Consider the following 22,315-nt stretch of genomic DNA (forward strand, 5'->3'; position numbering starts at 1 on the left):
GGCTGTCGATCATGAGAAGGAGTCGAACAGCGATGGTGTTCGGACGGCGTAAGCGCACCGAAGGTGCCGGAGGAGTCGAAGCGCTCCGGGAACAGGTGCAGCGTGCACGAGCAGCGGCGGATGCAGCCGCCGCGGCGTCACGAGCGGCCGAGGAAGAAGCCGGGAAGGAACGCGACGACGACGGCCCGACAGTGCCGTCGCAAGCACCGACGGCGCGCAGGTCGGCGCGGTATCGCGTGGCGGTCGCAGCGACAGCGGTGGCGTGCATCGGCGCCGGAGCGCTGGCAGTCGAGACCACGCTCGACCACCGGACGGTCCAGCAGGGCGTCGACGCCGACACCCGGGTGCTCGACTTCGCCGAGGAATCGGTCGCGCGGTTGCTGTCCACCGACACCGACAATGCCGAGGCGTACGTCGAGCGTGTGCTCGCCGATTCGACCGGCGACTGGCGGAGCGAATTCGAACAACGGAAGACGGCAACGATCGAGACGATGCGGGGAGCCGGAAACCGGACCGCGGGAGAGACACTCGAAGCGGGAATCGAAAGGCGGGAAGACGGTACGACGACCGTTCTCGTCTCCGCGACGGCCCAGACCGGACCCGCGACCGCCGACCCGGCCGCCCCTCTGGAACCGCAGGTCCAGCAGTATCAGATCCGAGTAGGAGTCACCATGGTCGACGATCAGCCCAAACTCTCGAGCGTGGGGTTCGTCCAATGAGCACCGCAGTGGACGTGAAGCAGGACGATCTCGGCGTCGACGACAGCGCCCCGGACGACGGTGCTACCTCGGCCGGCGGCCGAGTGGTCGCGGTGGCAGTCGACGTGCTTCCGTCGCTCGTCGTCGGTGCCGCAGGGGTCGCACTGGCGGCGGTGTCGGGCTTCGCGGTCTGGGGTATCGCGGCCGCGGTGGTCGCCGTCGGCGGAGCGCTCGCGTACACCGGATGGAACAGTGTGGTCCGGCGTCGTCGCATCGGACGTACCTTCGGACAGCGGGTCCCACGCGGAAGGGTCGGCAGGACAGAGGCTCTCGCGTTGGGTATCGCACCTGTCGTCGCTGTCGGCGCGCTCGTCGCGGTGCAGGTCGGGATCCAGCGCGCGGACGACGAAAGCCTCTCCGACTCGCGCGCGACCACGGCGCAGCTGGCATCCGACGGTGCGGCCGCACTCCTCTCGTACACGCCCGAGACGGTGGACGCCGATCTCGACCGGGCGTCGGCGCTCCTGACCGGCGACCTCCTGGATTCGTATCGGCAGCTGGCCGGCGACGTCGTCGGTCCCACCGCCAAGGACAAGCGCGTCACGATGCAGGCGGTCCCGGTGGGCGCCTCGGTGGAGTCGGTGACCGCGGACGCCGCCCATGTTCTCGTGTACGTGAACCAGACGACGACGATGGGCGACACCCCGGAGCCGTCACAAACGCAGAACGTCGTCCGCGTGACACTGAGCCGCATCGACGGCGACTGGTTGATCTCCGGTTTCGATCCGCTCTTCTGAACCCCCGAACCGCTACTGCAGAAGGAAGAACTCCCATGGTTCTCATCGATCTCGTCGACCCCGTTCAGAACCTCGTCACTGCCATCGCCTGGCTGCTGCTGCGCGGACATCTGCCGCCGGTCTGATCGGAAGCTTGCTGAAACAAATTGTCCATTTACTCTGTACGAACACACTGTATAGTCAGGAATCATGACGACCTCAGCAGCACCGTCGGCATCGCCGACCGCACCCGGCGTTGATGCGGCAACCCTCTGCGCCGCCTTCCAGTACACCGTGTCGAGAGACCCGGACTCGCCGGCGCTCCGTGCCCACGGCGGCGCCACTACACTGACGCGCCGTGAGTACGCCGACGCGGTGGAGGCCGTCGCAGGCGGGCTCGCAGGCCTCGGTGTGAGGCGCGGCGACACCGTCGGCCTGATGATGACCAACCGGCCGGAGTTCCACCTCGTCGACACCGCGGCGCTCCATCTCGGTGCCATTCCGTTCTCGATCTACAACACGTCCGCGCCGGACCAGATCGAATACCTGCTCGGGCACGCCGAGAATCGGGTAATGATCTGCGAGCGAGCATTTCTGGACCGGATCCGTGCGGCGGCGACACCGCATCTCGAGCACATCGTCGTCCTCGATCCCGAGGTCGAGGACGACGATGTGCTCTCGCTCGCGGACCTGCGCAGCGGACGGCCCGACAACTTCGATTTCGAGGCCGCCTGGCGCGCCGTCCAACCGGACGACATCGCGACCCTCATCTACACGTCCGGAACCACCGGCCCGCCCAAGGGGGTGGAGCTCACGCACGCCAATCTGACGTTCGTTCTCCGGACGTGTCACGAGCGCTTCCCGTTTCCCGCTGAGGGACAGTGCATCTCCTACCTCCCGACCGCGCACATGGCCGACCGCGTGTTCTCGCACTACCTCCACATGGTCACCGGCTGGACCGTCACCACCGTGCAGAACCCGGCGCAGTTGTTCGCCGCGGTCGCCGAGACGCACCCCACCTGGTTCCTCGGGGTGCCCCGGATCTGGGAGAAGCTGCGGTCGGCGCTGCTCGCCCGATTCCGATCCGGGCCGCCCGAACAGCGGGCCGCGATCGACGCCGCACTCGAGGCCGGGCTGCGGAAGGTCCGGATCGAACAGGCCGGAGAGTCGATACCCGAAGACCTTGCCGCCGCCTGTGCGCGGGCCGATGCCGCCGTGTTCGCGCCTCTGCGTACGCAACTCGGCCTCGACGAGGTCGTCCTCCTCATGACGGGGGCCGCTCCGATTCCGTCCGCGGTCCACGAATTCTTCCTGGCGATCGGGCTGCCGTTGGCCGAAGGGTTCGGGATGTCCGAGACCGGTGCTCTGGGGATGACCAACCTGCCCGGCGACATCCGACTCGGCAGCGTCGGAAAAGCGATGCCCGGAACCGAGGCGCGCACCGCCGACGACGGTGAACTCCTGCTGCGCGGGGCGCACGTGATGCGCGGATACCGGAAGGACCCGGTGAAGACCACCGAGGCGATCGACGACGACGGCTGGCTGCACACCGGCGACATCGCGACGATCGACGAGGACGGCTTCGTCCGCATCGTGGACCGGAAGAAGGAACTGATCATCAACGCGGCGGGCAAGAACATGTCACCCGTCAACATCGAAAGCGCGTTGAAGGGCGCGTCTCCGCTCATCGGGCAGGCATGCTGTGTCGGCGACGGACGGCCCTACAACGTCGCGCTGCTCGTGCTCGACCCCGACGCCGCAGCCGCATTCGCGTCCGAGCACGGTCTGCCCGACCCGTCGGCGCACGCGGTCGCGCAGGATCCGCGCGTGCAGGCCGCGGTGGCGAAGGCCGTCGAAGACGCGAACGGCCGACTGTCCCGGGTCGAGCAGATCAAACGGTACGAACTCCTCGACGAGGAGTGGTTGCCCGATGGTGCCGAACTCACGCCCACGATGAAACTCAAGCGCCGATCGATCGTGACCAAGTACGACGACGTGATCGAGGGCCTCTACGCCTGACCCCCATGTGAGTGGCAAAGCGTGCTCCCGCACGCTTTGCCACTCACGTGCGGCACCCTTCCTTTTCCTTCCGTGACTCCATCGGACGGACAGCAGGGCGGAGCTAGTGATCGGCCGCGGTCGTCATTCCGAGCGTGTGCATGTCGGGAACGAATGGTTGGTGAGCGAGGAGACCGCCGTCGACGCGGATTGCCTCTCCGTTGATACCGCGCGAGTCGTCCGATGCGAGGAACAGGTAGACCTTGCCGAGTTCGGTGGGTCCGTTGAGTGTCGGGCTCATGGTGTGCTGGACGTAGATGTCCTTGATCTCCTGCGGCAACGCCAGCGCCGGGGGTGTGGTGGTCGTGCCCGGACAGATGGCATTGCAGCGCACTCCTTCTTTGCCGTACTGCGTGGCGGTGTACTTGGTCAGCGCGATGAGCGCTGCCTTGGTGGCTCCGTATCCGGTGAGGCTGCTGTCGCCGGCGAACGCATGGGTCGATGCCGTGTTGATGATCGCGCCGCCCTGCTTGCGCAGGTGAGGCAGCGCGTGTTTGGTCAGTAGCATCGCGGCGCGGACGTTGACGGCCATGACGTTGTCCCATACCTCGATGGCCATGGTCGCGACGTCGCCATCGTCGCCGGGGAAGATGCCTGCGTTGTTGACGACGATGTCGGGAGCACCGAAGTAGTCGACGGTACTCCGCACGAGGCTCGCGATCTGGTCTTCGTGCCGCAGGTCGATGCCGACCGCCAGCGCGGTCTTGTCACCGTGACGATCGTTGAGGATCGCCGCGAGGCGCTCGGCACCTGCGACGTTGATGTCGGCCAGAACGACCCGGGCGCCCTCGGACGCCAGTTCGGTCGCGGTGGCGCCACCGATGTTGAGGCCCCCCGGATCGACACTGGTTGCACCGGTGACGATGGCGACCTTTCCTTCTACACGGCCCATTTTCTCGCTCCTTGTCGAATTGTGTTGTGGTATTACAGATCCAGTACCAGTCGATCGTCGTGAGACCGGGACACGCAGATCAGGATGTATTCGCCGGCGGCTCGTTCCTCGGGAGTGAGGATCTCGTCCCGGTGATCCGGAGTTCCCTCGAGCACGGTTTGCTCGCAGCGTCCGCACATGCCTTGCTGGCAGGACGAGAGGACGTCGACGCCGTTCGATTCGAGTGTTCGGAGGATCGTTTCGCCCGGCGGCACCGTGAATGTGCGGTTCTGTTTGGCGAGGACTACTTCGAAGGCAGTGTCGCCCGCCGCGGATTGCGGTGTGGTCGAAACGAATCGTTCCGTGTGTAGCGCTCCTTCCGGCCATGAACCGCAACGTTTCTCGACCGCCTCGAGCAGCCCGGACGGACCGCAGCAGTACACCGCAGTGTCGGGCTTGGGGGCACCGAGCACGCGGTCCAGGTCGATCGGGCCGGTGCGGTCCTCGGGCAGGATCTCGACCCGGTCGCCGAATCGCGCGAGTTCGCCGCGGAATGCCATCGAATCCACGTTCCGGCCACCGTAGACGAGCCGCCAGTCGGCACGCTGCTCATCGGCCAGCGCGATCATCGGAAGGATGGGGGTGATCCCGATGCCGCCAGCGACGAACAGGTATCGAGCCGACTCGACGAAAGGAAAGTTGTTGCGGGGTACGCTCACTCGAAGATTCGCTCCGACGTGGAGAGCGGTGTGGATGTACTCGGAGCCACCTCGACCCCTGCCCAATGGTTCTCGGAGTACGGCGATCCGCCACGTGTCGCGATCCGACGGGTCGCCGCACAGCGAGTACTGGCGGACCGGTCCCGACGGAAGGAGGACGTCGATGTGCGATCCGGGGGTCCATGGGGGAAGTGCGGCACCGGTCACCGGTCGCAGCACCAGCGCTTTGACCTCGGTGGCGGCGACCTCGACACTGTCGACGACGACGTCGAGTTCGGGAACGTCGCGCGAATGGTGCATCACCACGGTCACATCCTCCTTTTCGTCGGATTCGTGGCCGGCTGTTACGGTCGGTCCCACGTGACGGGGAGCTCGTGAACGCCGAAGATCCTGGCGTCGTTCTTGAGTCGGATGTCCGCTGCGGGAACGGCGAGGCGCAGGGTGGGGATACGTTCGAGGAGAATGGAGAACACGACCTGCAGTTCGAGGCGTGCCAGCGGGGCCCCGAGGCACGTGTGGATCCCGTGGCCGAACGTCAGGTGCCGGCTGGCGTCCCGACGGAAGTCGAGGCGGTCCGGTTCGTCGAACACCGACGGGTCACGGTTGCCCGCCTCGGTCGAGAACATCAGGAGCTCACCCTTGGCGATCCGCTGACCACCGATCTCGATGTCCTGCGTCGCGGTCCGGGGGAGACTCCCGATGATGTCGACGTGACGAAGCAGTTCCTCGACGGCCTGCGGCATGAGTTCCGGGTCTGCGCGCAACTCGGCCAGCTGGTCGGGGTGTTCGAGCAGCGCGAGCAGTCCGAGCCCGATCATGTTGCCGGTCGTCTCGTGACCGGCCATGAGCAGGAGGGTGGACATGCCCGCGACGTCCACGACGGACAGTGCGCCCGACTCCACATGCTTGACCAGGAGGCTGACGAGGTCGTCGCCGGGGGTGGCCTGCTTGATGGTCACCAGCTCGGCGAGGTAGCCCATGACATCGCCGATCGCTGCGCCGATCTGCTCGGGAGTGCTGTCGGCTGCCAGGACGGCCCGGGTGCGTTCCTGGAAGAAGTCGTGCTTGTCGTAGGGGACGCCGAGCAACTCGCAGATGACCAGGGAGGGGAGCGGCAGAGCCAGCGCGTCCACGATGTCGACGGGTTCGGCCGATGTCAGGACCTCGTCGATCAGGTTGTCGGCGATCCGCTCGATCGTCGGGCGCATCGCCGCCATGCGCCGCGGAGTGAACTCCTTCGCCAGGATCCTGCGCAGGTCGTCGTGTTCCGGGGGGTCCATGGCGACGAAGAAGCCGGGAACTGCCTGGTCGCCATCGTCGCCGCGGGAGGAGTCGTCGATTCCGCGCACGCTCGTGTGGGGATCGGCGAGGACCGATCGCACGTTGTTGTACCCGGTGACGAGCCATCCGGGCGTGCCTTTGAAGTCGACCTTTTTCAGGTTGTCGTCTGCATAGGACTCGTACTTGTCGGACAGGGCGAACGGGCACGTGCGACCGAATGGGAACGCGGGGTGGGTTCCGGTTCCCGGGGAATCGGCTTCGGTGCCGATCACGTCTTCGGCCGGTGTGGTTGTCATGTGTGCTCCTTCGTTTGCGGCGGAAGTGTGCCGTGGCTTCCGGATCGGGATCCGTACACCAACCCACGTAAGGCTGCTGCGGTCGACCGATTCGGAAGGGCGCTCCGTAGGGTGTGACGGGGGGCACACAAACTGTGAACGCTCATATCGTGGCATGCCGATGATCGATCGTCAATGTGTGGCACGGATCGATTTGCCTTTTGCCGGCAACGCCTGGATATGTGCACGCGAAGCTGTCTCGAAAAGTATTGATAGAGAAGGGGTATGAGTAGAACCGAAGCGGAAGGAGCGTGGGGCGGTGATATCGGTGTGGGGGATGGTTCAACCCGGCGTGAACGCTAGTTGTTAGTGGTAACTCTGAATCGTACTCCGGCTCTGGTCCAGGTCGCCGCCCGCCGGGCGCGGGGTCGTCTCGCGCACGTGCGGGTGGAGTCAGGCGGTCGCTCGCCTGAAGTGAGCCAGCAGATCCGGGTACTTCACCAGGTGGGCGCCGCCGTTCAAATCCAGGCTCTCGCCCGTGAGCCACGTCGCGTGCGTCATGTAGATCGCGGCGTCCGCGACCTCCTCAGGGGTACCCGATCTCCCGAGAGGAGTGTTCCTGAGATAGTCGTCCTCGAGGCCGGGAACGGACATCGAGGGAGTTGTCAGCGGTGTCATGACGATCCCCGGTGCGATGGCGTTGACACGGATCCCACGCGGGGCGAGCTCGAGGGCGGCAACCTCGGTGAGCATGGCAAGCCCGGCCTTGGCCGAGCAGTACGCGCTCATTCCGGTGCCGGGTTGCCGCGCATTGAGCGACGACAGGGAGATGATCACTCCGCCGTCGTCCATCGCCCGGGCCGCGTGCTTGATCACCAGGAATGCGCCGGTGAGGCAAACATCGACGACGAGTCGGAACTTGTCGGCGGGCAGATCGGTGACGGAACCGGCGACGCTGAGACCGGCACTGTTGACGACGATGTCGAGTCGGCCGCGTCGCGCGCGGACGGTTTCGAACAGGCTCTGGACCGAACCTTCCTCCGTCACGTTCGCCTCTGCGGCATCGTGGGTTCTACCGAGTTCGGCGGCAAGTTCTCTTGCCAGGGCGATATTGCGGTCTGCAATGGTGACGGTGACTCCGTCGGCGGCCAGCGCCCGGGCTATGGCGGCCCCGATGCCGGAGGCGCCGCCGATGACGACGGCGCTGCGAGGTTCGGTGTGGGACATGGGATGCGTGCCCTTCTCGAAGGGGTGTCTGGAGTGGTGGTGGTCATCGCGAAGCCAGGTTCGACGGCAGCACCATGGCGTGTGCGAGAACTGCGAGTTCCGCAGCGATTTCCGGGCGTTCGCGGAGGCCGGGTGTCTGGGACACGTCGGTGACGACGCCGATCGTGGCCTGCGCGAGCGCGCGTGCATCGGCGGTGGTCAGGTCGTCGGACAGTGCGCAGATGGCGTCGACCCATTCGGCGACGTATTCGCGTTGCGTGTCGCGAAGGGCGGACTGCTCTTCGTCCGACAGATAGAGCAGATCCGTGGCGAGGATGTGCATGATCCGTCCGTGTACGCCGAGGGCTTGCCGGATGTAGGTGCGGATGAGTGCGTCGAGTACCTCGCGTGCGGTGGTTGTGTGCGCGAGTGCGTCGGCGGTCACGTAGAGCAGACCCTCCGCGCCCCGCTCCAGGATGGCTCGCAATACCTGGTTCTTGCTGGTCACGTGCTGGTACAGCGTAGCGACCGACATCTCCGACGCCTTCGCGATGTCGTCGATGCGGACGTCGTAGAAGCCGCGCTCGTCGAACAACTTGGCGGAGGCGTCGATGATCCGTTCACGCCGGCCCGCCGGTCGGCGGTGAGCGGGGCGGACTACGGCGTCGGCGCTGGGGTCCGGATCGGGAAGGTCGCAGCCGATGATCGTGCCTGCCAGGGCCGACTGGATCTCGATCAGGCGTTCGGACGACAGGCTGCCGCGGATATCGGGGGTGTTCGAGTACATCGTGAGTACGGCGTACCCGAGCAGTTCGGCTTTGTGCTCGCCGATCGATGGGTCGGCGGACATCATCTTCGCCGCGATGTAGTCGCGATTGGCCGCGAAGATACGCTGGAACTCCTCGCGTTCGGCTGGTTGGAGGTGGCGCCGCTCACGGCGCCACAACGTCGCCTCGTCGTTGTTCGCTGTCAGATCGCTGAGTCCGCTGAGGAACAACTCCAGTTGGTCCTTCGCCGTCGAACCTGTTTCGTCTGCCTGTGCGCCGAGTTGCTCGACAAGCCGCACCTGGCCCATCAGGGCATGCACGAGGATGTCGTGCTTGCCCTTGAAATGCCGGTAGACAGCCGGCCCCGTCAGACCGACGGCGGCGCCGATCTGATCGATGCTGACGTTCTGATACCCCAGGTCCTGGAAGAGGTGGGCGGCAGCGCGAGCGATCTGCTCCGTTCGCTGGCTGCCCCGCCCCGAAGGCGACGGTGCAACATCCGTGGCGTCGGCACGCGCGGCTGTGGATCTCGGCATCTCAGCTCTTTTCCGTGGGCTCGATCATGGAACCAGTTTCGCATCCCCGGAGCGGTCGGATCCGGACCACGCCACCACCGCGGTGCCGGTCAGGGTTCGGGTCCCGTCGGCCAGTACCACCCCCAGGTCCAGGACGGCGCGCTGTTCGGCGCCGTCGGTGACGACCTCACTCATCGTGGCGGTCAGAACAGGTTCGGCATGGACCGGCGTGATCGCCGTGAAACGTGCCGTCAGCTCCCGGATCCTGCTCTGCGGAATCCAGTCGGTGAGGAGGCGTCCGAGATATGCCATCGACAGCATTCCGTGGGCGAAGACGTCGTCCATGCCCGACGCGCGGGCCGAGTCGATGTCGACGTGGATCGGGTTGTGGTCGCCGGATGCGCCGGCGAACAGCGCAAGGGTGGTGCGGGTCACGGCGCCGGGCCGTAGCTCCGGCACGGTCACGGTGGGTGTGGGTGTGGGTGAGTTCATCGCTTGCCCCCAGGGTTCTTGATCACGCTGACGCTCTCGAGTTCCGCCACGACGGTGCCGTCGCGGGTCACGGTGCTGCGGCGCACCAGGAAATCGAGGGCACCGGCAGCTTTGGTGTAGGCGTCGACATACGCGGATTCGAACGTCAGCCGATCGCCGGCGTGGACGTCGGCGAAGTAACGGAATCGCTGCTCGCCATGGAGGACGTTGCCGAGATCGACACCGTGCGCCGCAAGGTCCGCGAAGACGTCCGAGTTTTCGAGTTCGAGACCGAACAGGAAGGTCGGCGGTGCCAGAACGTCGGGGTGGCCGGCGGCGATCGCGGCGTCGCGATCGCGGTAGATCGGGTTCGCCTCACCGATCGCCACGGCGAATTGGCGGACCCGGCCGCGTTCGACGTCGGCGACGATCGGCGGCACCGTGACGTCGAGGATTGCGTGGTCGAGGGCCATCATGCCACCTTCTCGTACAGGGTGACGACGCACGCGCCGCCGAGACCGAGGTTGTGCTGTAACGCGATTCGGGTTCCGTCGACCTGACGTTCACCGGCCCGGCCGCGCAGCTGCCATACCAGTTCGGCGCACTGGGCCAAGCCGGTCGCGCCGAGCGGATGTCCCTTGGAGAGGAGGCCACCGGACGGGTTGGTGACCACCCGCCCGCCGTAGGTGTTGTCGCCAGCGAGGATGAACTTCTCGGCGGTGCCCTCGGGTGTCAGGCCGAGGCCTTCGTAGGTGATCACTTCGTTGGTGCTGAAGCAGTCGTGCAGTTCGACGACGGGGATGTCCAGCGGATCGATACCGGACTGCTCGTAGACCTCGGCAGCAGCCTTGGCCGTCATGTCGTAGCCGGCCACCTTCATCATGTCGGTGGTGTCGAACGTGCCCTGGAGGTCGGTGACCAGGGACTGCGCGCGTACGCGGATGCTCGCGTCCAGGCCCCGGGAACGGGCGAATTCTTCGCTGCACACGATGGCGGCGGCAGCGCCGTTGGTCGGCGGGCAGCACATCAGGAGTGTGAGCGGTCCCCAGATGTGCTTCGAGGACATCACGGTATCGAGGTCGATCGGATCGCGGAACACCGCGAGTGGGTTCCGGGCAGCGTGCGCACGCGCCTTGACCGACACGCGTCCGAAGACTTCGGCGGAAACGCCGTAGCGCACCATGTATTCGAGGCCGGCGCCGCCGAACATCTTCGCGGCCATCGGGGCGTTCTCGTCGCCTCCTGGCATCGAGGCGGCGATGTTCTCGCCGCGTTCCGTCGGGCTCGGTCGATCGCCGTACGCATTGACGAGCGCGCCGGGCTGCATCTGTTCGAATCCGAGGGCGAGAACGCATTCCGCGGTTCCCGATGCCACGGCCTGACGTGCGAGCCACAGTGCAGTGGACCCGGTCGAGCAGTTGTTGTTGACGTTGACGACCGGGATGCCGGTCATGCCGATCCCGTAGAGAGCGTTCTGCCCGGATGTCGAGTCGCCGTAGACGTATCCGACGAAAGCCTGTTGTACGTCGGCATATTCGAGTCCCGCGTCCTTCAGTGCCGCGATTGCTGCCGCGGCACCCATCCGGTCGTAGGTCTCGCTCTTGCCGGGCTTGGTGAACGGCATCATCCCGACGCCGCTGATGCAGACGTTCCTCATGGGGCCTGCCTTTCATTCGAAGTGGTTTCGTAGGTCGAACTTGAGGAGACTATACATATTGGCCATTAACATTGCGTGGAAAAATACAGTTCAATGTTGGTATTGACGCGAAACTATGGTGAAGTTAGTATTCACCACAGTGACTGGGGTCACAACATGGTTCTCGGCGTGACGCCGCCGCGGTCGGCGCGCGAGCGCCCGACGCAAACACTCAGGAGGAAGCACGTGAGCGTCCAGAAACTGCAGGGCAAGGTGGCACTGGTCTCCGGATCGGGCCGCGGCATCGGGCGCGCTGTCGCCGCCAAGCTGGCATCCGAAGGAGCGCGGGTCGTGGTCAACGACCTCGATCCCGAACCGGCCAAGGAAGTGGTCGCCGAGATCGAAGCCCTCGGCGGGCAGGCCGTCGCGTGCGTCGGCAGTGTCACCGACCCGGAGTTCGCCGATCGCTTCGTGGCCGCCGCGGTGGACAACTTCGGTGGCCTCGACATCATTGTCAACAACGCCGGGTACACCTGGGACAACGTGATCCAGAAGATGACCGACCAGCAGTGGGCGGACATCGTCGACGTACACCTGACGGCGCCGTTCCGGATCCTGCGCGCGGCCCAGCCCGTCATCAGCGCCGCGGTCAAGCGCGAGCGGGAGGCCGGTGTCGTCCCGTGCCGGAAGGTCGTGAACATTTCCTCCACGTCGGGGCTGCTGGGCAATCCGGGGCAGGCGAACTACTCGTCCGCGAAGGCCGGAATGGTCGGCCTGACCAAGACGATCGCCAAGGAGTGGGGCCGCTACAACGTCACGTCCAACGCCGTCGCGTACGGCGTGATCAACACGCGGCTGACGTCGGTGACCACAGAGGCGAAGACCATCAAGGTCGAGGACCGCGACATCAAGGTCGGCGTCGACCCTGCCGTGATGGAGGCAGCCACGAAGCAGATCGCACTCGGCCGCGCCGGCACGGTCGAGGAAGCCGCCGGCGCCGTCTACCTGCTGTGCAGTCCCGAATCGAGCTACATCACCGGACAGGTCCTCGTGTGCGGCGGCGGACTGTGACGGACACCGTCGCCTCCGGGGAAGTGTCCGCGGACGACTACGAGGACGTGACCTACGAAGTCTCCGATGGCGTGGCCGTGGTGACACTCGACGCACCCGAGCGCCGAAACGGCATGCGGGTCTCGATGCTCGTCAGTGTGCTGCGCGCCCTCGACCGAGCCGACAGGGATCCCGAGGTGCGGGCAGTGATCGTCACCGGCGCCGGTGACGCATTCTCCGTGGGCGCGGCACTCGACGGACCCGAAACCCTGTCCCGCGCGCTCGTCGAGGACGTCGACGGACACACACCCACCGGCTACCGCGAACCAGCGGGCCGGATCAGCGAACGGCTCTTCGCCATGCAGAAGCCCGTGATCGCCGCCCTCAACGGGCACGCGATCGGGGGCGGCGCGACGATCGCCGCCGCGATGGACATCCGCATCGCCAGCGAGGACGCACGATTCGGATTCGTCTTCACCCGCCGGGGCGTGGTCCCCGAGGGCGCGTCGTCGTGGTTCCTTCCACGGCTCGTCGGAATCGGGCGCGCGACCGACTGGATCCTGTCCGGGCGGGTCTTCGACGCCGCCGAGGCGTACGAGGCGGGCTATCTCACCCGAGTGGTGCCTGCGGACCAGGTGATGGCGGCCGCCAGGGCGTACGCGATCCAGTTCGTCCGGGATACATCTCCGGTCTCGGTCGCGCTGTCCAAACGGCTCCTTGCGACGGGATGGCTGCATTCGCACCCGGGCCCAGCGGCGGCCGACGAATCGCGTACCTACGCAGGGCGGGTCGACTCCGTCGATGCGCGCGAGGGGGTCCGGTCGTTCCTGGAACGACGGCAGGCGGTCTTCCCGGCACTCGACCCGTCACCGGCCGAAAGATTCTGAACCTTCAACGGATTCATCGAGGAGCGCAATGACGACCGACCCGTTCACCGTGTGCAAGTACGGCGCCGATGCGGAAGGAACCCACGATTTCGCCGGCATCCACAACTTCAACGAGAGCGTCTACTTCAACTTCGTCGATCCGATCTCGCAGCTCGGTGGACTCGTCCGGATCGGCAACCGGCCGAATCTCGGGTACAGCGAGACCTCGGTGCAGCTGACCCTTCCCGGTGGAGCCATCGCGTTCCGGGCGGGGCGCACTCCGTGCGAGACGAACGACGGCTTCGCTGGTCAAGGACTCGAGATCGTCATCAAGGAGCCGACGCGGACCGCAGAGATCAACTACAACAACACCGTCGCCCGCGTAGTCCACCCCTCGTTGATGGCCGAGAATGGCCGCATTGCACTGAAGAACGCGCCGTCGGAGGAATGCGAGATCTCGCTCACCTACGAGGCGTCCAGCCCGATGTTCGTCATCAACAGCGACGGCGACGGCGACTGCACGCCGGGGAGCTCGACGATCGCGAGCGACCACTACGAGCAGTTCGGGTACCTGTCGGGAACGATCCGGGTCGGTAGCCGAACCTGGGTGCTCGACAAGGTCACCTCGTTTCGCGACCATTCGTGGGGTCCGCGGGAGTGGGCGTCGTACACGGGCGAATGGGTTGCCGGATGGCTTGCGGACGGTACCGCCTTCAGCGCGTACGGCGAGTACGAGGCTTCGGGGATGCGCGTCTCCGCGGGTGCCGTGCTGACCACCGACAACGTTGCGCATCCGATCACCGACTACAAGGTTCTCACCGACTACGCGGGTGAATCCATCTACACGGGACGGCATGTCGGCATCATCACTGCGGAGGGGTTGCCGACGATCGTCGTCGACGGGTCCATTCGGCACTTCGTGCCGGTCACGCAACGCACCGAGGACCGTGCCGTCCGAATGGGTCAGATGACCGTCGATCTCGCCGAGGGTCACGGTGGCTGGGCGGTGGCCGAATTCCTCCGTCCCGTCCGCCCCTGACCGAAGCTGTCGCTTCCCAGCGGAAGCTGTCGTCACCGCCTGCCCGATCGTCCCCAAGGAGACCGTCATGTACCCCGGGCGTCATGCCATCGAACATCCCGATCGACCGGCCGTCGTCATGGCCACGAGCGGCGAGGTCGTGACCTACGCCGAACTCGACACCCGTGCCAACCGGCTTGCAGCGCTGTTCCGCGACCAGGGCCTGGAGCCGGGCGACCACATCGCGCTGCTGATGGAGAACCACGTCGAGATGATCGTCGCCATGTCGGCTGCCGAACGCAGCGGACTGTTCTACACGCCGGTCAATTCGTTCCTGTCCGCTGCCGAGGCCGCATACATCATCGGAGACTCGCAGTCGGAGCTGGTGATCACCACGGCCGCTAAATCCGATGTTGCCCTGCAGCTTCCGGAATTGTGCCCTGCGGTGCGCAGATGGCTGATGGTCGACGCCGACGCCGTCGCGTCGGTGCTGCCGGCCCCGTTCGAGTCGTATGCCGACGCGGTATCGCAATTCGACGGCACACCGGGGGACCACGAGCGGCTCGGCACACCCATGTTCTACTCGTCGGGCACCACGGGACGTCCGAAGGCGATCAAGCGCAACCTGCCCGATGCGCACCCGGGGCAGATCCTCGACATCGAGGACTTCGGGCGCAAGCTCTTCCATCTCCGGGAGGGCATGCGCTTCCTGTCGCCTGCGCCGCTGTATCACTCGGGGCCCCAGTCGACCGTGGCGATCGGCATCCGCCTCGGCGCGACGATCGTGGTGATGGAGAAGTTCGACGCCCGCGAGTATCTCGCGCTCGTCGAAAAGTACCGCATCACCCATTCGATGGTGGTGCCGACGATGTTCTCCCGCATGCTCAAGCTTCCGGAGAGCGAACGCGACCACGACACCTCGTCACTCGAGGTCGTCGTCCACGGTGCGGCGCCGTGCCCGGTCGCGGTCAAGGACGCGATGCTCGAATGGTTCGGGCCGGTGATCTACGAGTACTACGGTGGTACGGAGGCGAACGGCATGTGCGGATGCACCCCTCAGGAATGGCTCGAGCACAAGGGATCGGTCGGCCGGCCGTACATGGGTGAGCCGGTGATCCTCGACGACGACGGCAGAGAATGCCCGCCCGGCGTTCCGGGAACCATCTGGTTCCGTGGGGCGGGGAGCACGTTCGAATACTTCAACGACCCGGAGAAGACCGCCGAGTCACGGGACGCCGACGCAACGATGTCCAAGATCGGTGACATCGGGTACCTCGACGAGGACGGCTTCCTCTACCTCACCGATCGTCAAGCCTTCGTGATCATCTCGGGTGGAGTGAACATCTACCCGCAGGAGATCGAGAATCTTCTGGTGACCCACCCGAAGGTCCTCGACGCCGCGGTGTTCGGTGTTCCCGACGAGGACTTCGGGGAGGCCGTCAAGGCCGTGATCCAGCCCGTGGATCCGGCGGGGGCCGGCCCGCAGCTGGCGTCCGAACTCGCCGAGTTCTGCCAGTCCGATCTGGCGAAGTTCAAGTGCCCCAAATCGTTCGACTTCATCGACGAGATGCCCCGACTTCCCACCGGCAAGCTCTACAAGAAATCGCTGCGCGACTCGTACTGGTCTGCCTCCGCGGCCGGTGCGACCGCCTGAACCCGTTCTCCGAGGACAGGAATTGCCATGCCCCATGAGGTTTTCGTCTACGACGCACTGCGGACCCCGCGAGGGCGCGGGCGGCGCGGCGGCGCCCTGAACAGCGTCAAGCCGATCTCGCTGGTCGTCGGGCTGCTCGACGCGCTGCAGGAACGCAATCCGAATCTGGATCCCGCGCGCATCGACGACCTGATTCTCGGATGCGTCAGCCCGCTCCGGGACCAGGGCGCGGACATCGCCCGAATCGCGGCCATCGCAGCGGGTCTACCCGAGACGGTCGCCGGTGTGCAGCTCAACAGGTTCTGCGCCTCGGGCCTCGAGGCGGTCAACACCGCCGCCCAGAAGGTCGCGTCGGGATGGGAGTCCCTCGTCCTGGCCGGTGGCGTCGAGAGCATGTCGCGCGTGCCCATGGCATCGGACGGCGGTGCGTGGGCGAACGACCCCGAAACGAACTTCACGACCGGCTTCGTGCCCCAGGGAATCGGCGCGGACCTCATCGCCACGCTGGAGGGATTCACCCGCACCGATGTCGACGCCTTCGCGGTGGAATCGCAGCGGCGCGCCGCTACCGCGTGGGACGAGGGTCGATTCGCGCGATCCGTCGTGCCGGTCCGTGACCGGAACGGCACCGTCGTCCTCGACCACGACGAGCACATCCGACGCGGGACGACCGTGGCGACGCTGGGCAAGCTGGCGCCTGCCTTCGCGGGGATCGGGGCGGGCGGATTCGACGACGTCGCGCTCCAGAAGTACCACTGGGTGCCGCGGATCGAGCACGTCCACACCGGCGGCAACTCGTCGGGCATCGTCGACGGTGCCGCCGTGGTTGCCCTCGGAAACGAGAAGGTCGGAAAGGAACTGGGCCTGACGCCTCGCGCCCGGATCGTTGCGGGCGCGGTCAGCGGCTCCGATCCCACCATCATGCTGACCGGTCCCGCACCCGCCAGCCGGAAGGCCTTGGACGTCGCGGGGCTCACCGTCGACGACATCGACCTGTTCGAGGTCAACGAGGCGTTCTCGTCGGTGGCCCTGCGGTTCATGAAGGACCTGGACCTGCCCCACGAGAAGGTCAACGTCAACGGCGGTGCCATCGCGCTGGGCCATCCGCTCGGCGCGACCGGAGCGATGCTCGTCTCGACGGTCGTCGACGAACTGGAACGGCGTGACGAACGTCGCGCCCTGATCACGCTGTGCGTCGGCGGCGGCATGGGCATCGCCACGATCGTGGAACGGGTGTGAGAAGCCGATGACAACAGCGACCCCTCGAGAGAATCGTGACAGCACCATGAGCGAAACCTGCACCGCAACCAGGCTCGGCACCATCGGCTGGAGCGAGCACGAATCGGGCGTCGTCGTCCTGACGTTCGACGATCCGGGCCAGTCCGTCAACACCATGAACGCGGCGTGGGCCGAGTCCTTCGCCGCGGCACTCGACCGGCTCGCCGATCCGGCCTCGACGCCGACCGGTGTCGTACTGACCTCGGCCAAGAAGACCTTCTTCGCGGGCGGCGATCTCGGTGATCTGCTCGCAACGACGCCCGAACGGGCTGGTGAACTCGTCGCGTTCGCCGACGGTGTCAAGGCCATGCTCCGGAAGCTCGAGACCCTGGGTGTCCCCGTGGTCGCGGCGCTGGAGGGCAGTGCGCTCGGCGGCGGTCTCGAGATCGCGCTGGCGTGCCACCACCGGATCGCCGTCGACTCCCCGTCGCTGCGCGTCGGTCTGCCGGAGGTCACCCTAGGCCTGCTTCCCGGCGGCGGCGGCATCGTGCGTACCGTCCGGCTTCTCGGCCTCGACACCGCACTCGACCGGGTACTGTTGCCGGGAAAGGCTTTCGCCCCTGCCGAGGCGCTCGAACTCGGCTTGCTGGATCAGCTCGTGGACACCGCAGACGAACTCGTTCCCGCTGCCGTGGAGTGGATCCACACCAACCCGGCGGCGTCGCAGCCATGGGACCGGCGTGAGCCGATCCCCGGCGGTACCGCCTACACCCCGTCGATCGAGGCGTTGCTGCCGGCGCGGGTCGCGACCTTACGTGCAGCGGCGAAGGGCTCGCCCGATCCCGCGTGGGAGAGCATTCTCAGCGCGGCGGTCGAGAGCACCCAGGTCGACTTCGACACCGCGTCGACGATCGAGACCCGGTACTTCGTCGATCTCGCGACGGGTCCGATCTCCAAGAACATCATCCAGGGCACGTTCTTCGACAAGCAGGCGATCAAGTCGGGTGCGAGTCGTCCGGACGGGTATCCGAAACATCGGGCGACATTCGTCGCGGTCCTGGGCGCCGGGATGATGGGCGCCGGGATCGCCCTGTCCTGCGCCCTGTCCGGAATGCGGGTCGCGCTCAAAGACGTCGATCTCGCCGCCGCCGAACGTGGTCGGGACTACGCCCGCAAGAGCCTCGCCAAGCAGGTCGCGAAAGGCACGCGGACCGAGGAGAACGCCGCAGTCGTCCTCGACCGCATCACGCCGGCCGCGTCGGCCGCCGATCTCGCGGGCGCCGACCTGGTGATCGAGGCGGTCTTCGAGGATCCCGAACTGAAAAAGGACGTCTTCGCCGAGGTGGTGGATGTGCTGGCACCCGATGCGGTCCTCGGGTCGAACACCTCGACCCTGCCGATCACCGAACTCGCCGAGGGAGTTTCGCGTCCGGAGGACTTCATCGGCCTCCACTTCTTCTCACCGGTCGAGCGGATGGAGCTCGTCGAGATCATCGTCGGCGAGAAGACCAGCGACGCCACCCTGGCGAAGGCCTTCGACATCGCCCTGCAGATGCGCAAAACGCCGATCGTCGTCGGCGACGGCCGAGGATTCTTCACCAGCCGGGTCATCCTGCAGCGCCTGATCGAGGCAGCCGCGATGATCGGGGAAGGTGTCGACCCGCACTCCATCGAGCAGGCGTCCCTGCAAGCCGGGTACCCGGTGGGAACCCTCGCGCTCCTCGACGAACTGACTCTCAGTTTGCCGCTGAAGATCCGCAGCCAGTTCCGCGAGGTCGCGGAGCAGGCGGGCACCCCGCTGCCCGAGCATCCGGGCGACGCCGTCCTCACCACGATGGTCGACGACCTCGGCCGGCCGAGCCGCGTCGCCGGTGCCGGCTTCTACGACTACGACGGCGGAAAGCGCCAGGGGATCTGGCCCGGCCTGAAGGAGACGTTCGGGACGAAGACCGATGTCGCGAACCTGGTGGACCTGCGGGACCGCCTGCTGTTCTCCGAGGCCCTCGAAACCGTGCGCTGCCACGACAGCGGCACCCTGCGTTCGAGTGCCGACGCCAACGTCGGGTCGCTGCTCGGAATCGGCTTCCCGACCTGGACGGGCGGCACCACCCAGTTCCTCGCCGGCTACCCCGGCGGCGTCGACGCATTCGTCGCCCGCGCCCGCGAACTCGCCGCCTCCCACGGCGCGCGTTTCGACCCGCCGGCGTCGCTGGTCGAGCAGGCGAGCGTGTCCCATGCGTAGATCGCTCTACACCGACGAGCACGAGGCGTTCCGCTCGGCATTCCGCACCTTCCTCGATCGGGAAGCGGTGCCGAACGTCGAGGACTGGGAGCAAGCGGGAACGGTCGACCGGGCGTTCATCACGTCGGCCGCGAAATCCGGATTCCTCGGATTCGAATTCGAAACCGAATACGGCGGCCTCGGCATCACGGACTTCCGGTACAACGCCGTCATGACCGAGGAGGTCGTCGCCTCCGGAATGGCGGGCGACACCTTCAGCATGCAGAACGACATCATCGTCCCGTACCTGAGAGACCTCACCGACGACGCGCAGAAGGCGCGCTGGCTCGAGCGGTTCACACGCGGTGACTGCGTCACGGCCCTCGGAATGACCGAGCCCGGAGCGGGGTCGGATCTCGCGTCGATCCGCACCACCGCCCGTCGGGACGGCGCCGAGCTGGTCATCGACGGCACGAAGACGTTCATCACCAGCGGCACCACGTGCGACATGGCGATCGTGTTGGCGCGCACCGGAGAACGCGACGGTCGCGGCACCTCGTTCGTGGTCGTCGAAGCCGGGACACCGGGATTCGAACGCGGGCGCCCGATGCGCAAGATCGGGCGCAAGGCGCAGGACACGGCGGAACTGGTGTTCACGGATTGCCGTGTCCCGGTGTCGAACATCATCGGAGAGCCCGGACGCGGATTCGGCTCGGCAGTCGCGAACCTCCCGCGGGAGCGGCTGTCGATCGCCGTCGCGGCGGTCGCGTCGGCCGCACACGCGTTGGCGCTGGCGCTCGACCACGTGCGTCACCGGGTGGCGTTCGGAGCCCCGCTGTCCGAATTGCAGTCGGTCCGGATGACGATCGCCGACATGCACACCGATATCCAGGTACTGCAGCACTACGTCGACCGCTGCGTCCTCGCGCTCGACAGCGGCGAATTGACCGCCGACGACGCGGCGGGCGTCAAGTACAAGGCCACGGAACTGCAGTGGGATGTAGTCGACCGGTGTCTGCAGCTGTTCGGCGGCTACGGGTACATGGAGGAATACCCGATCGCACGGATGTGGCGTGATGCGCGTATCCAACGGATCTACGGAGGAGCGAACGAAGTGATGAAGGATCTCGTGGGTCGAGCGGTGGTGGCACGATGACCGGGCCGCTCGCCGGGCGCGTCGCACTCGTCACGGGTGGATCGCGGGGAGTCGGCCGAGCCGTCGCCCTGCGGTTGGCCCGGGACGGAGCTGCCGTCGCCGTGAACTATCGACGTGAATCCGTTGCCGCGGACGACGTCGTCGCCGAGATCGTCGGCGCCGGCGGAACGGCCCGGGCCTATCAGGCCTCCATCGACGACGCGGTGGCGGTCGAGGCGATGGTCGAGTCGATCGGTGCCGACCTCGGTGCCGTCGACCTGCTCGTCAACAACGCCGGATCGGCGAGCCGGGGACTGGACGTGGCCACGACGCCGCGCGAGGAATTCGAATCGCTGCTGAACGTCCATGCGCTCGGGCCGATCCGGCTGATCCAGCTGATCTTGCCGGGGATGCGCAAGGTCGCATCGGCGCCGGGAGGGCGCGGCGACATCGTGATGATGTCGAGCAACACGACGATGTCCACCCCTCCGAACTCGGCACCGTACACGATGGCGAAGTCGGCGATGGAAATCTGCGTTCGCACCCTCGCCCAGGAGGAACGTGCTCACGGGATCCACGCGAACATCGTCGCCCCCGGTCTCGTCGCGACCGACATGGGACGGCGCCTCGTGTCCGCGTCACGCGGATCCGATATCGGTGATCTCGACGCGTCTTCGCCTTTCGGGCGCGTGTGCCGCCCGGAGGACGTGGCGGGTGCGGTCGCGTTCCTCGTTTGTCCCGACTCGGGATACGTGACCGGTCAGCGCCTCGTCGTCGACGGCGGCGGAGCGAAGGCGGCGATCTTCTGATGAACGCAACGCAGACGGACACCGACCCGACTCGGACGAGCGGCGATTTCCTCGACGAACTCACCGTCGGCCTCGATCGTGCACTGGGCGCGCACGGCTCGCTGACACTCACCGACGTCGACCGCCGCGGCGAGGGCAACTCGTGGGAGACCTACCTCGTCACCGCCGAATGGATTTCCAGGGGCGGACGTTCGAGCGCGACCTACGCCGTCAAACGGCAGCCGATCAGCGGCATCGTCGGCGACTACGACGTCGCACGCGAGGTCGCGCTGCTCGACACGGCCGCGTCGATCGGGATGCGGGTCCCGAAAGTGATCACGCACGCCGTGCCCGCAGACGCCGGCCGCGGCTGGTTCGTCATGGAGAAGGTCGAGGGACAGATTCCGATGCCGGGCACGGTGTCGCGGATCGTCCCCGACGCGGACACGCGGCATCGGCTCGGGCTGGACGTGGCACGTGAGATGGCGCGACTGCACGGCGCCGATCCGCACGCCATGAAGCTGTCCGCCCTGGGCCCGGTCCCGGACCCGGCCCACACCGGCAAGCTGGAGAACGACAAGTGGGAGAAGGTGTACCGGGAGATCGTCGACATTCCGATTCCGGTGCTGGACCTCGCGTTCGCATGGCTCGACCATCGCCGGGGCGCGGTCTCGGGACGGGTCGCACTCGTCCACAACGACTTCCGCATCGGTAACCTCGTGATCTCCGGCGACACCGTCACCGGCGTCCTCGACTGGGAGACCGCGCACTTCTCCGACCCGACCGCCGACATCGCATGGTTCGCACAGCGCACCTCGCGGGGTCGTTCGCCGTTGCTGTGCAAGCTCATCGAACTCGAACCGTTCCTCGACGAATACGAGGCGGCGGGTGGCTGGCAGCCGGACCGGGACGCGCTCACCTGGTGGGCAGTCCAGTCACTGACGAAAACGGCGGTCGGCTGCCTACAGGCCGTCGACATCTACTCCCGCGGCGAGCGTGACGAACTGCGATACGCGAACATGGCGCACAGCGTCTACTACAGCATCGGGTGGCTGGGGACGATGTTGCGCGACAGGGAATGGGGACACTGAC

Annotated in this window: 20 protein-coding genes; 12 read left to right on the forward strand and 8 right to left on the reverse strand. The window is 66.5% G+C overall.

Going from position 1 to position 22,315, the window contains the following annotated elements; genetic code table 11:
- The first annotated feature begins 32 nt into the window (after positions 1-32).
- The 3 genes from P3H15_RS25315 to P3H15_RS25325 all read left to right on the forward strand — a co-directional run bounded on the left by P3H15_RS25315 (position 33) and on the right by P3H15_RS25325 (position 3,493).
- The gene (locus tag P3H15_RS25315) at positions 33-719 is read left to right on the forward strand and encodes a hypothetical protein (protein WP_276139750.1); all 687 of its coding nucleotides are present in this window, start codon (positions 33-35) and stop codon (positions 717-719) included.
- The gene (locus P3H15_RS25320; RefSeq protein ID WP_276139751.1) at positions 716-1,495 is read left to right on the forward strand and encodes a hypothetical protein; all 780 of its coding nucleotides are present in this window, start codon (positions 716-718) and stop codon (positions 1,493-1,495) included. The genes P3H15_RS25315 and P3H15_RS25320 overlap by 4 nt, the downstream gene beginning before the upstream one ends.
- 189 nt (positions 1,496-1,684) lie before the next feature.
- The gene (locus P3H15_RS25325; protein ID WP_276139752.1) at positions 1,685-3,493 is read left to right on the forward strand and encodes a long-chain fatty acid--CoA ligase; all 1,809 of its coding nucleotides are present in this window, start codon (positions 1,685-1,687) and stop codon (positions 3,491-3,493) included.
- 103 nt (positions 3,494-3,596) lie between these two features.
- Here the strand turns inward: P3H15_RS25325 and P3H15_RS25330 are convergent, their stop codons facing one another.
- From P3H15_RS25330 to P3H15_RS25365, 8 genes are all read right to left on the reverse strand, one after another.
- Positions 3,597-4,424 (reverse strand): SDR family NAD(P)-dependent oxidoreductase, encoded by an 828-nt coding sequence (locus tag P3H15_RS25330; protein ID WP_276139753.1) that lies wholly within the window; start codon positions 4,422-4,424, stop codon positions 3,597-3,599.
- A 32-nt stretch (positions 4,425-4,456) separates the two neighbouring features.
- Positions 4,457-5,422: a PDR/VanB family oxidoreductase gene (locus P3H15_RS25335; RefSeq protein WP_276139820.1), complete on the reverse strand. Its 966-nt coding sequence runs from the start codon at positions 5,420-5,422 to the stop codon at positions 4,457-4,459.
- Positions 5,423-5,466: 44 nt separating this feature from the next.
- Complete coding sequence (locus tag P3H15_RS25340; protein WP_276139754.1) at positions 5,467-6,699, reverse strand: cytochrome P450; 1,233 nt, start codon at positions 6,697-6,699, stop codon at positions 5,467-5,469.
- Positions 6,700-7,131: 432 nt separating this feature from the next.
- Positions 7,132-7,905 carry an SDR family NAD(P)-dependent oxidoreductase gene (locus P3H15_RS25345; RefSeq protein WP_276139755.1) on the reverse strand — a complete coding sequence of 258 codons (774 nt, stop codon included), beginning with the start codon at positions 7,903-7,905 and terminating at the stop codon, positions 7,132-7,134.
- A gap of 43 nt (positions 7,906-7,948) precedes the next feature.
- Positions 7,949-9,187 carry a TetR/AcrR family transcriptional regulator gene (locus P3H15_RS25350; RefSeq protein WP_276139756.1) on the reverse strand — a complete coding sequence of 413 codons (1,239 nt, stop codon included), beginning with the start codon at positions 9,185-9,187 and terminating at the stop codon, positions 7,949-7,951.
- A 24-nt stretch (positions 9,188-9,211) separates the two neighbouring features.
- The gene (locus P3H15_RS25355; protein WP_276139757.1) at positions 9,212-9,658 is read right to left on the reverse strand and encodes a MaoC/PaaZ C-terminal domain-containing protein; all 447 of its coding nucleotides are present in this window, start codon (positions 9,656-9,658) and stop codon (positions 9,212-9,214) included.
- A complete protein-coding gene (locus tag P3H15_RS25360; RefSeq protein ID WP_276139821.1) occupies positions 9,655-10,110 on the reverse strand; it encodes a MaoC family dehydratase N-terminal domain-containing protein in 456 nt (151 codons plus the stop codon). The genes P3H15_RS25355 and P3H15_RS25360 overlap by 4 nt, the downstream gene beginning before the upstream one ends.
- A complete protein-coding gene (locus P3H15_RS25365; protein WP_276139758.1) occupies positions 10,110-11,294 on the reverse strand; it encodes a lipid-transfer protein in 1,185 nt (394 codons plus the stop codon). The genes P3H15_RS25360 and P3H15_RS25365 overlap by 1 nt, the downstream gene beginning before the upstream one ends.
- Positions 11,295-11,519: 225 nt before the next feature.
- Here P3H15_RS25365 and P3H15_RS25370 point away from each other — a divergent pair, with 225 nt between their 5' ends.
- The 9 genes from P3H15_RS25370 to P3H15_RS25410 all read left to right on the forward strand — a co-directional run bounded on the left by P3H15_RS25370 (position 11,520) and on the right by P3H15_RS25410 (position 22,314).
- Positions 11,520-12,344 carry an SDR family NAD(P)-dependent oxidoreductase gene (locus tag P3H15_RS25370; protein ID WP_276139759.1) on the forward strand — a complete coding sequence of 275 codons (825 nt, stop codon included), beginning with the start codon at positions 11,520-11,522 and terminating at the stop codon, positions 12,342-12,344.
- Positions 12,341-13,210 (forward strand): enoyl-CoA hydratase-related protein, encoded by an 870-nt coding sequence (locus P3H15_RS25375; RefSeq protein ID WP_276139760.1) that lies wholly within the window; start codon positions 12,341-12,343, stop codon positions 13,208-13,210. Before P3H15_RS25370 ends, P3H15_RS25375 begins: the two co-directional genes overlap by 4 nt.
- Positions 13,211-13,238: 28 nt before the next feature.
- On the forward strand, positions 13,239-14,228 hold the full coding sequence (locus tag P3H15_RS25380; RefSeq protein WP_276139761.1) for a hypothetical protein: 990 nt from the start codon (positions 13,239-13,241) through the stop codon (positions 14,226-14,228).
- Between the two features lie 67 nt (positions 14,229-14,295).
- On the forward strand, positions 14,296-15,861 hold the full coding sequence (locus P3H15_RS25385) for an AMP-binding protein (RefSeq protein ID WP_276139762.1): 1,566 nt from the start codon (positions 14,296-14,298) through the stop codon (positions 15,859-15,861).
- A gap of 27 nt (positions 15,862-15,888) precedes the next feature.
- Positions 15,889-17,100, forward strand: a complete 1,212-nt coding sequence (locus tag P3H15_RS25390) for an acetyl-CoA C-acetyltransferase (protein ID WP_276139763.1) — start codon at positions 15,889-15,891, stop codon at positions 17,098-17,100.
- Positions 17,101-17,146: 46 nt separating this feature from the next.
- Positions 17,147-19,321, forward strand: a complete 2,175-nt coding sequence (locus P3H15_RS25395; protein WP_276139764.1) for a 3-hydroxyacyl-CoA dehydrogenase NAD-binding domain-containing protein — start codon at positions 17,147-17,149, stop codon at positions 19,319-19,321.
- Positions 19,314-20,456 (forward strand): acyl-CoA dehydrogenase family protein, encoded by a 1,143-nt coding sequence (locus P3H15_RS25400; RefSeq protein WP_276139765.1) that lies wholly within the window; start codon positions 19,314-19,316, stop codon positions 20,454-20,456. Before P3H15_RS25395 ends, P3H15_RS25400 begins: the two co-directional genes overlap by 8 nt.
- Positions 20,453-21,244, forward strand: a complete 792-nt coding sequence (locus P3H15_RS25405; protein ID WP_276139766.1) for an SDR family NAD(P)-dependent oxidoreductase — start codon at positions 20,453-20,455, stop codon at positions 21,242-21,244. The genes P3H15_RS25400 and P3H15_RS25405 overlap by 4 nt, the downstream gene beginning before the upstream one ends.
- Positions 21,244-22,314 carry a phosphotransferase family protein gene (locus P3H15_RS25410; protein WP_276139767.1) on the forward strand — a complete coding sequence of 357 codons (1,071 nt, stop codon included), beginning with the start codon at positions 21,244-21,246 and terminating at the stop codon, positions 22,312-22,314. Before P3H15_RS25405 ends, P3H15_RS25410 begins: the two co-directional genes overlap by 1 nt.
- The last annotated feature ends 1 nt before the right edge of the window (position 22,315 follow it).

The sequence above is a fragment of the Rhodococcus sp. T2V genome (assembly GCF_029269925.1).
Lineage (GTDB): Bacteria > Actinomycetota > Actinomycetes > Mycobacteriales > Mycobacteriaceae > Rhodococcus_F > Rhodococcus_F koreensis.

What these genes read in the sequence shown, in the direction of transcription:
- P3H15_RS25315 (WP_276139750.1), top strand. Translation starts at nt 33, where the DNA reads ATGGTGTTCGGACGGCGTAAGCGCACCGAAGGTGCCGGAGGAGTCGAA.
- P3H15_RS25320 (WP_276139751.1), top strand. Translation starts at nt 716, where the DNA reads ATGAGCACCGCAGTGGACGTGAAGCAGGACGATCTCGGCGTCGACGAC.
- P3H15_RS25325 (WP_276139752.1), top strand. Translation starts at nt 1,685, where the DNA reads ATGACGACCTCAGCAGCACCGTCGGCATCGCCGACCGCACCCGGCGTT.
- P3H15_RS25330 (WP_276139753.1), bottom strand. Translation starts at nt 4,424, where the DNA reads ATGGGCCGTGTAGAAGGAAAGGTCGCCATCGTCACCGGTGCAACCAGT.
- P3H15_RS25335 (WP_276139820.1), bottom strand. Translation starts at nt 5,422, where the DNA reads ATGCACCATTCGCGCGACGTTCCCGAACTCGACGTCGTCGTCGACAGT.
- P3H15_RS25340 (WP_276139754.1), bottom strand. Translation starts at nt 6,699, where the DNA reads ATGACAACCACACCGGCCGAAGACGTGATCGGCACCGAAGCCGATTCC.
- P3H15_RS25345 (WP_276139755.1), bottom strand. Translation starts at nt 7,905, where the DNA reads ATGTCCCACACCGAACCTCGCAGCGCCGTCGTCATCGGCGGCGCCTCC.
- P3H15_RS25350 (WP_276139756.1), bottom strand. Translation starts at nt 9,187, where the DNA reads ATGCCGAGATCCACAGCCGCGCGTGCCGACGCCACGGATGTTGCACCG.
- P3H15_RS25355 (WP_276139757.1), bottom strand. Translation starts at nt 9,658, where the DNA reads ATGAACTCACCCACACCCACACCCACCGTGACCGTGCCGGAGCTACGG.
- P3H15_RS25360 (WP_276139821.1), bottom strand. Translation starts at nt 10,110, where the DNA reads ATGGCCCTCGACCACGCAATCCTCGACGTCACGGTGCCGCCGATCGTC.
- P3H15_RS25365 (WP_276139758.1), bottom strand. Translation starts at nt 11,294, where the DNA reads ATGAGGAACGTCTGCATCAGCGGCGTCGGGATGATGCCGTTCACCAAG.
- P3H15_RS25380 (WP_276139761.1), top strand. Translation starts at nt 13,239, where the DNA reads ATGACGACCGACCCGTTCACCGTGTGCAAGTACGGCGCCGATGCGGAA.
- P3H15_RS25385 (WP_276139762.1), top strand. Translation starts at nt 14,296, where the DNA reads ATGTACCCCGGGCGTCATGCCATCGAACATCCCGATCGACCGGCCGTC.
- P3H15_RS25390 (WP_276139763.1), top strand. Translation starts at nt 15,889, where the DNA reads ATGCCCCATGAGGTTTTCGTCTACGACGCACTGCGGACCCCGCGAGGG.
- P3H15_RS25395 (WP_276139764.1), top strand. Translation starts at nt 17,147, where the DNA reads ATGAGCGAAACCTGCACCGCAACCAGGCTCGGCACCATCGGCTGGAGC.
- P3H15_RS25400 (WP_276139765.1), top strand. Translation starts at nt 19,314, where the DNA reads ATGCGTAGATCGCTCTACACCGACGAGCACGAGGCGTTCCGCTCGGCA.
- P3H15_RS25405 (WP_276139766.1), top strand. Translation starts at nt 20,453, where the DNA reads ATGACCGGGCCGCTCGCCGGGCGCGTCGCACTCGTCACGGGTGGATCG.
- P3H15_RS25410 (WP_276139767.1), top strand. Translation starts at nt 21,244, where the DNA reads ATGAACGCAACGCAGACGGACACCGACCCGACTCGGACGAGCGGCGAT.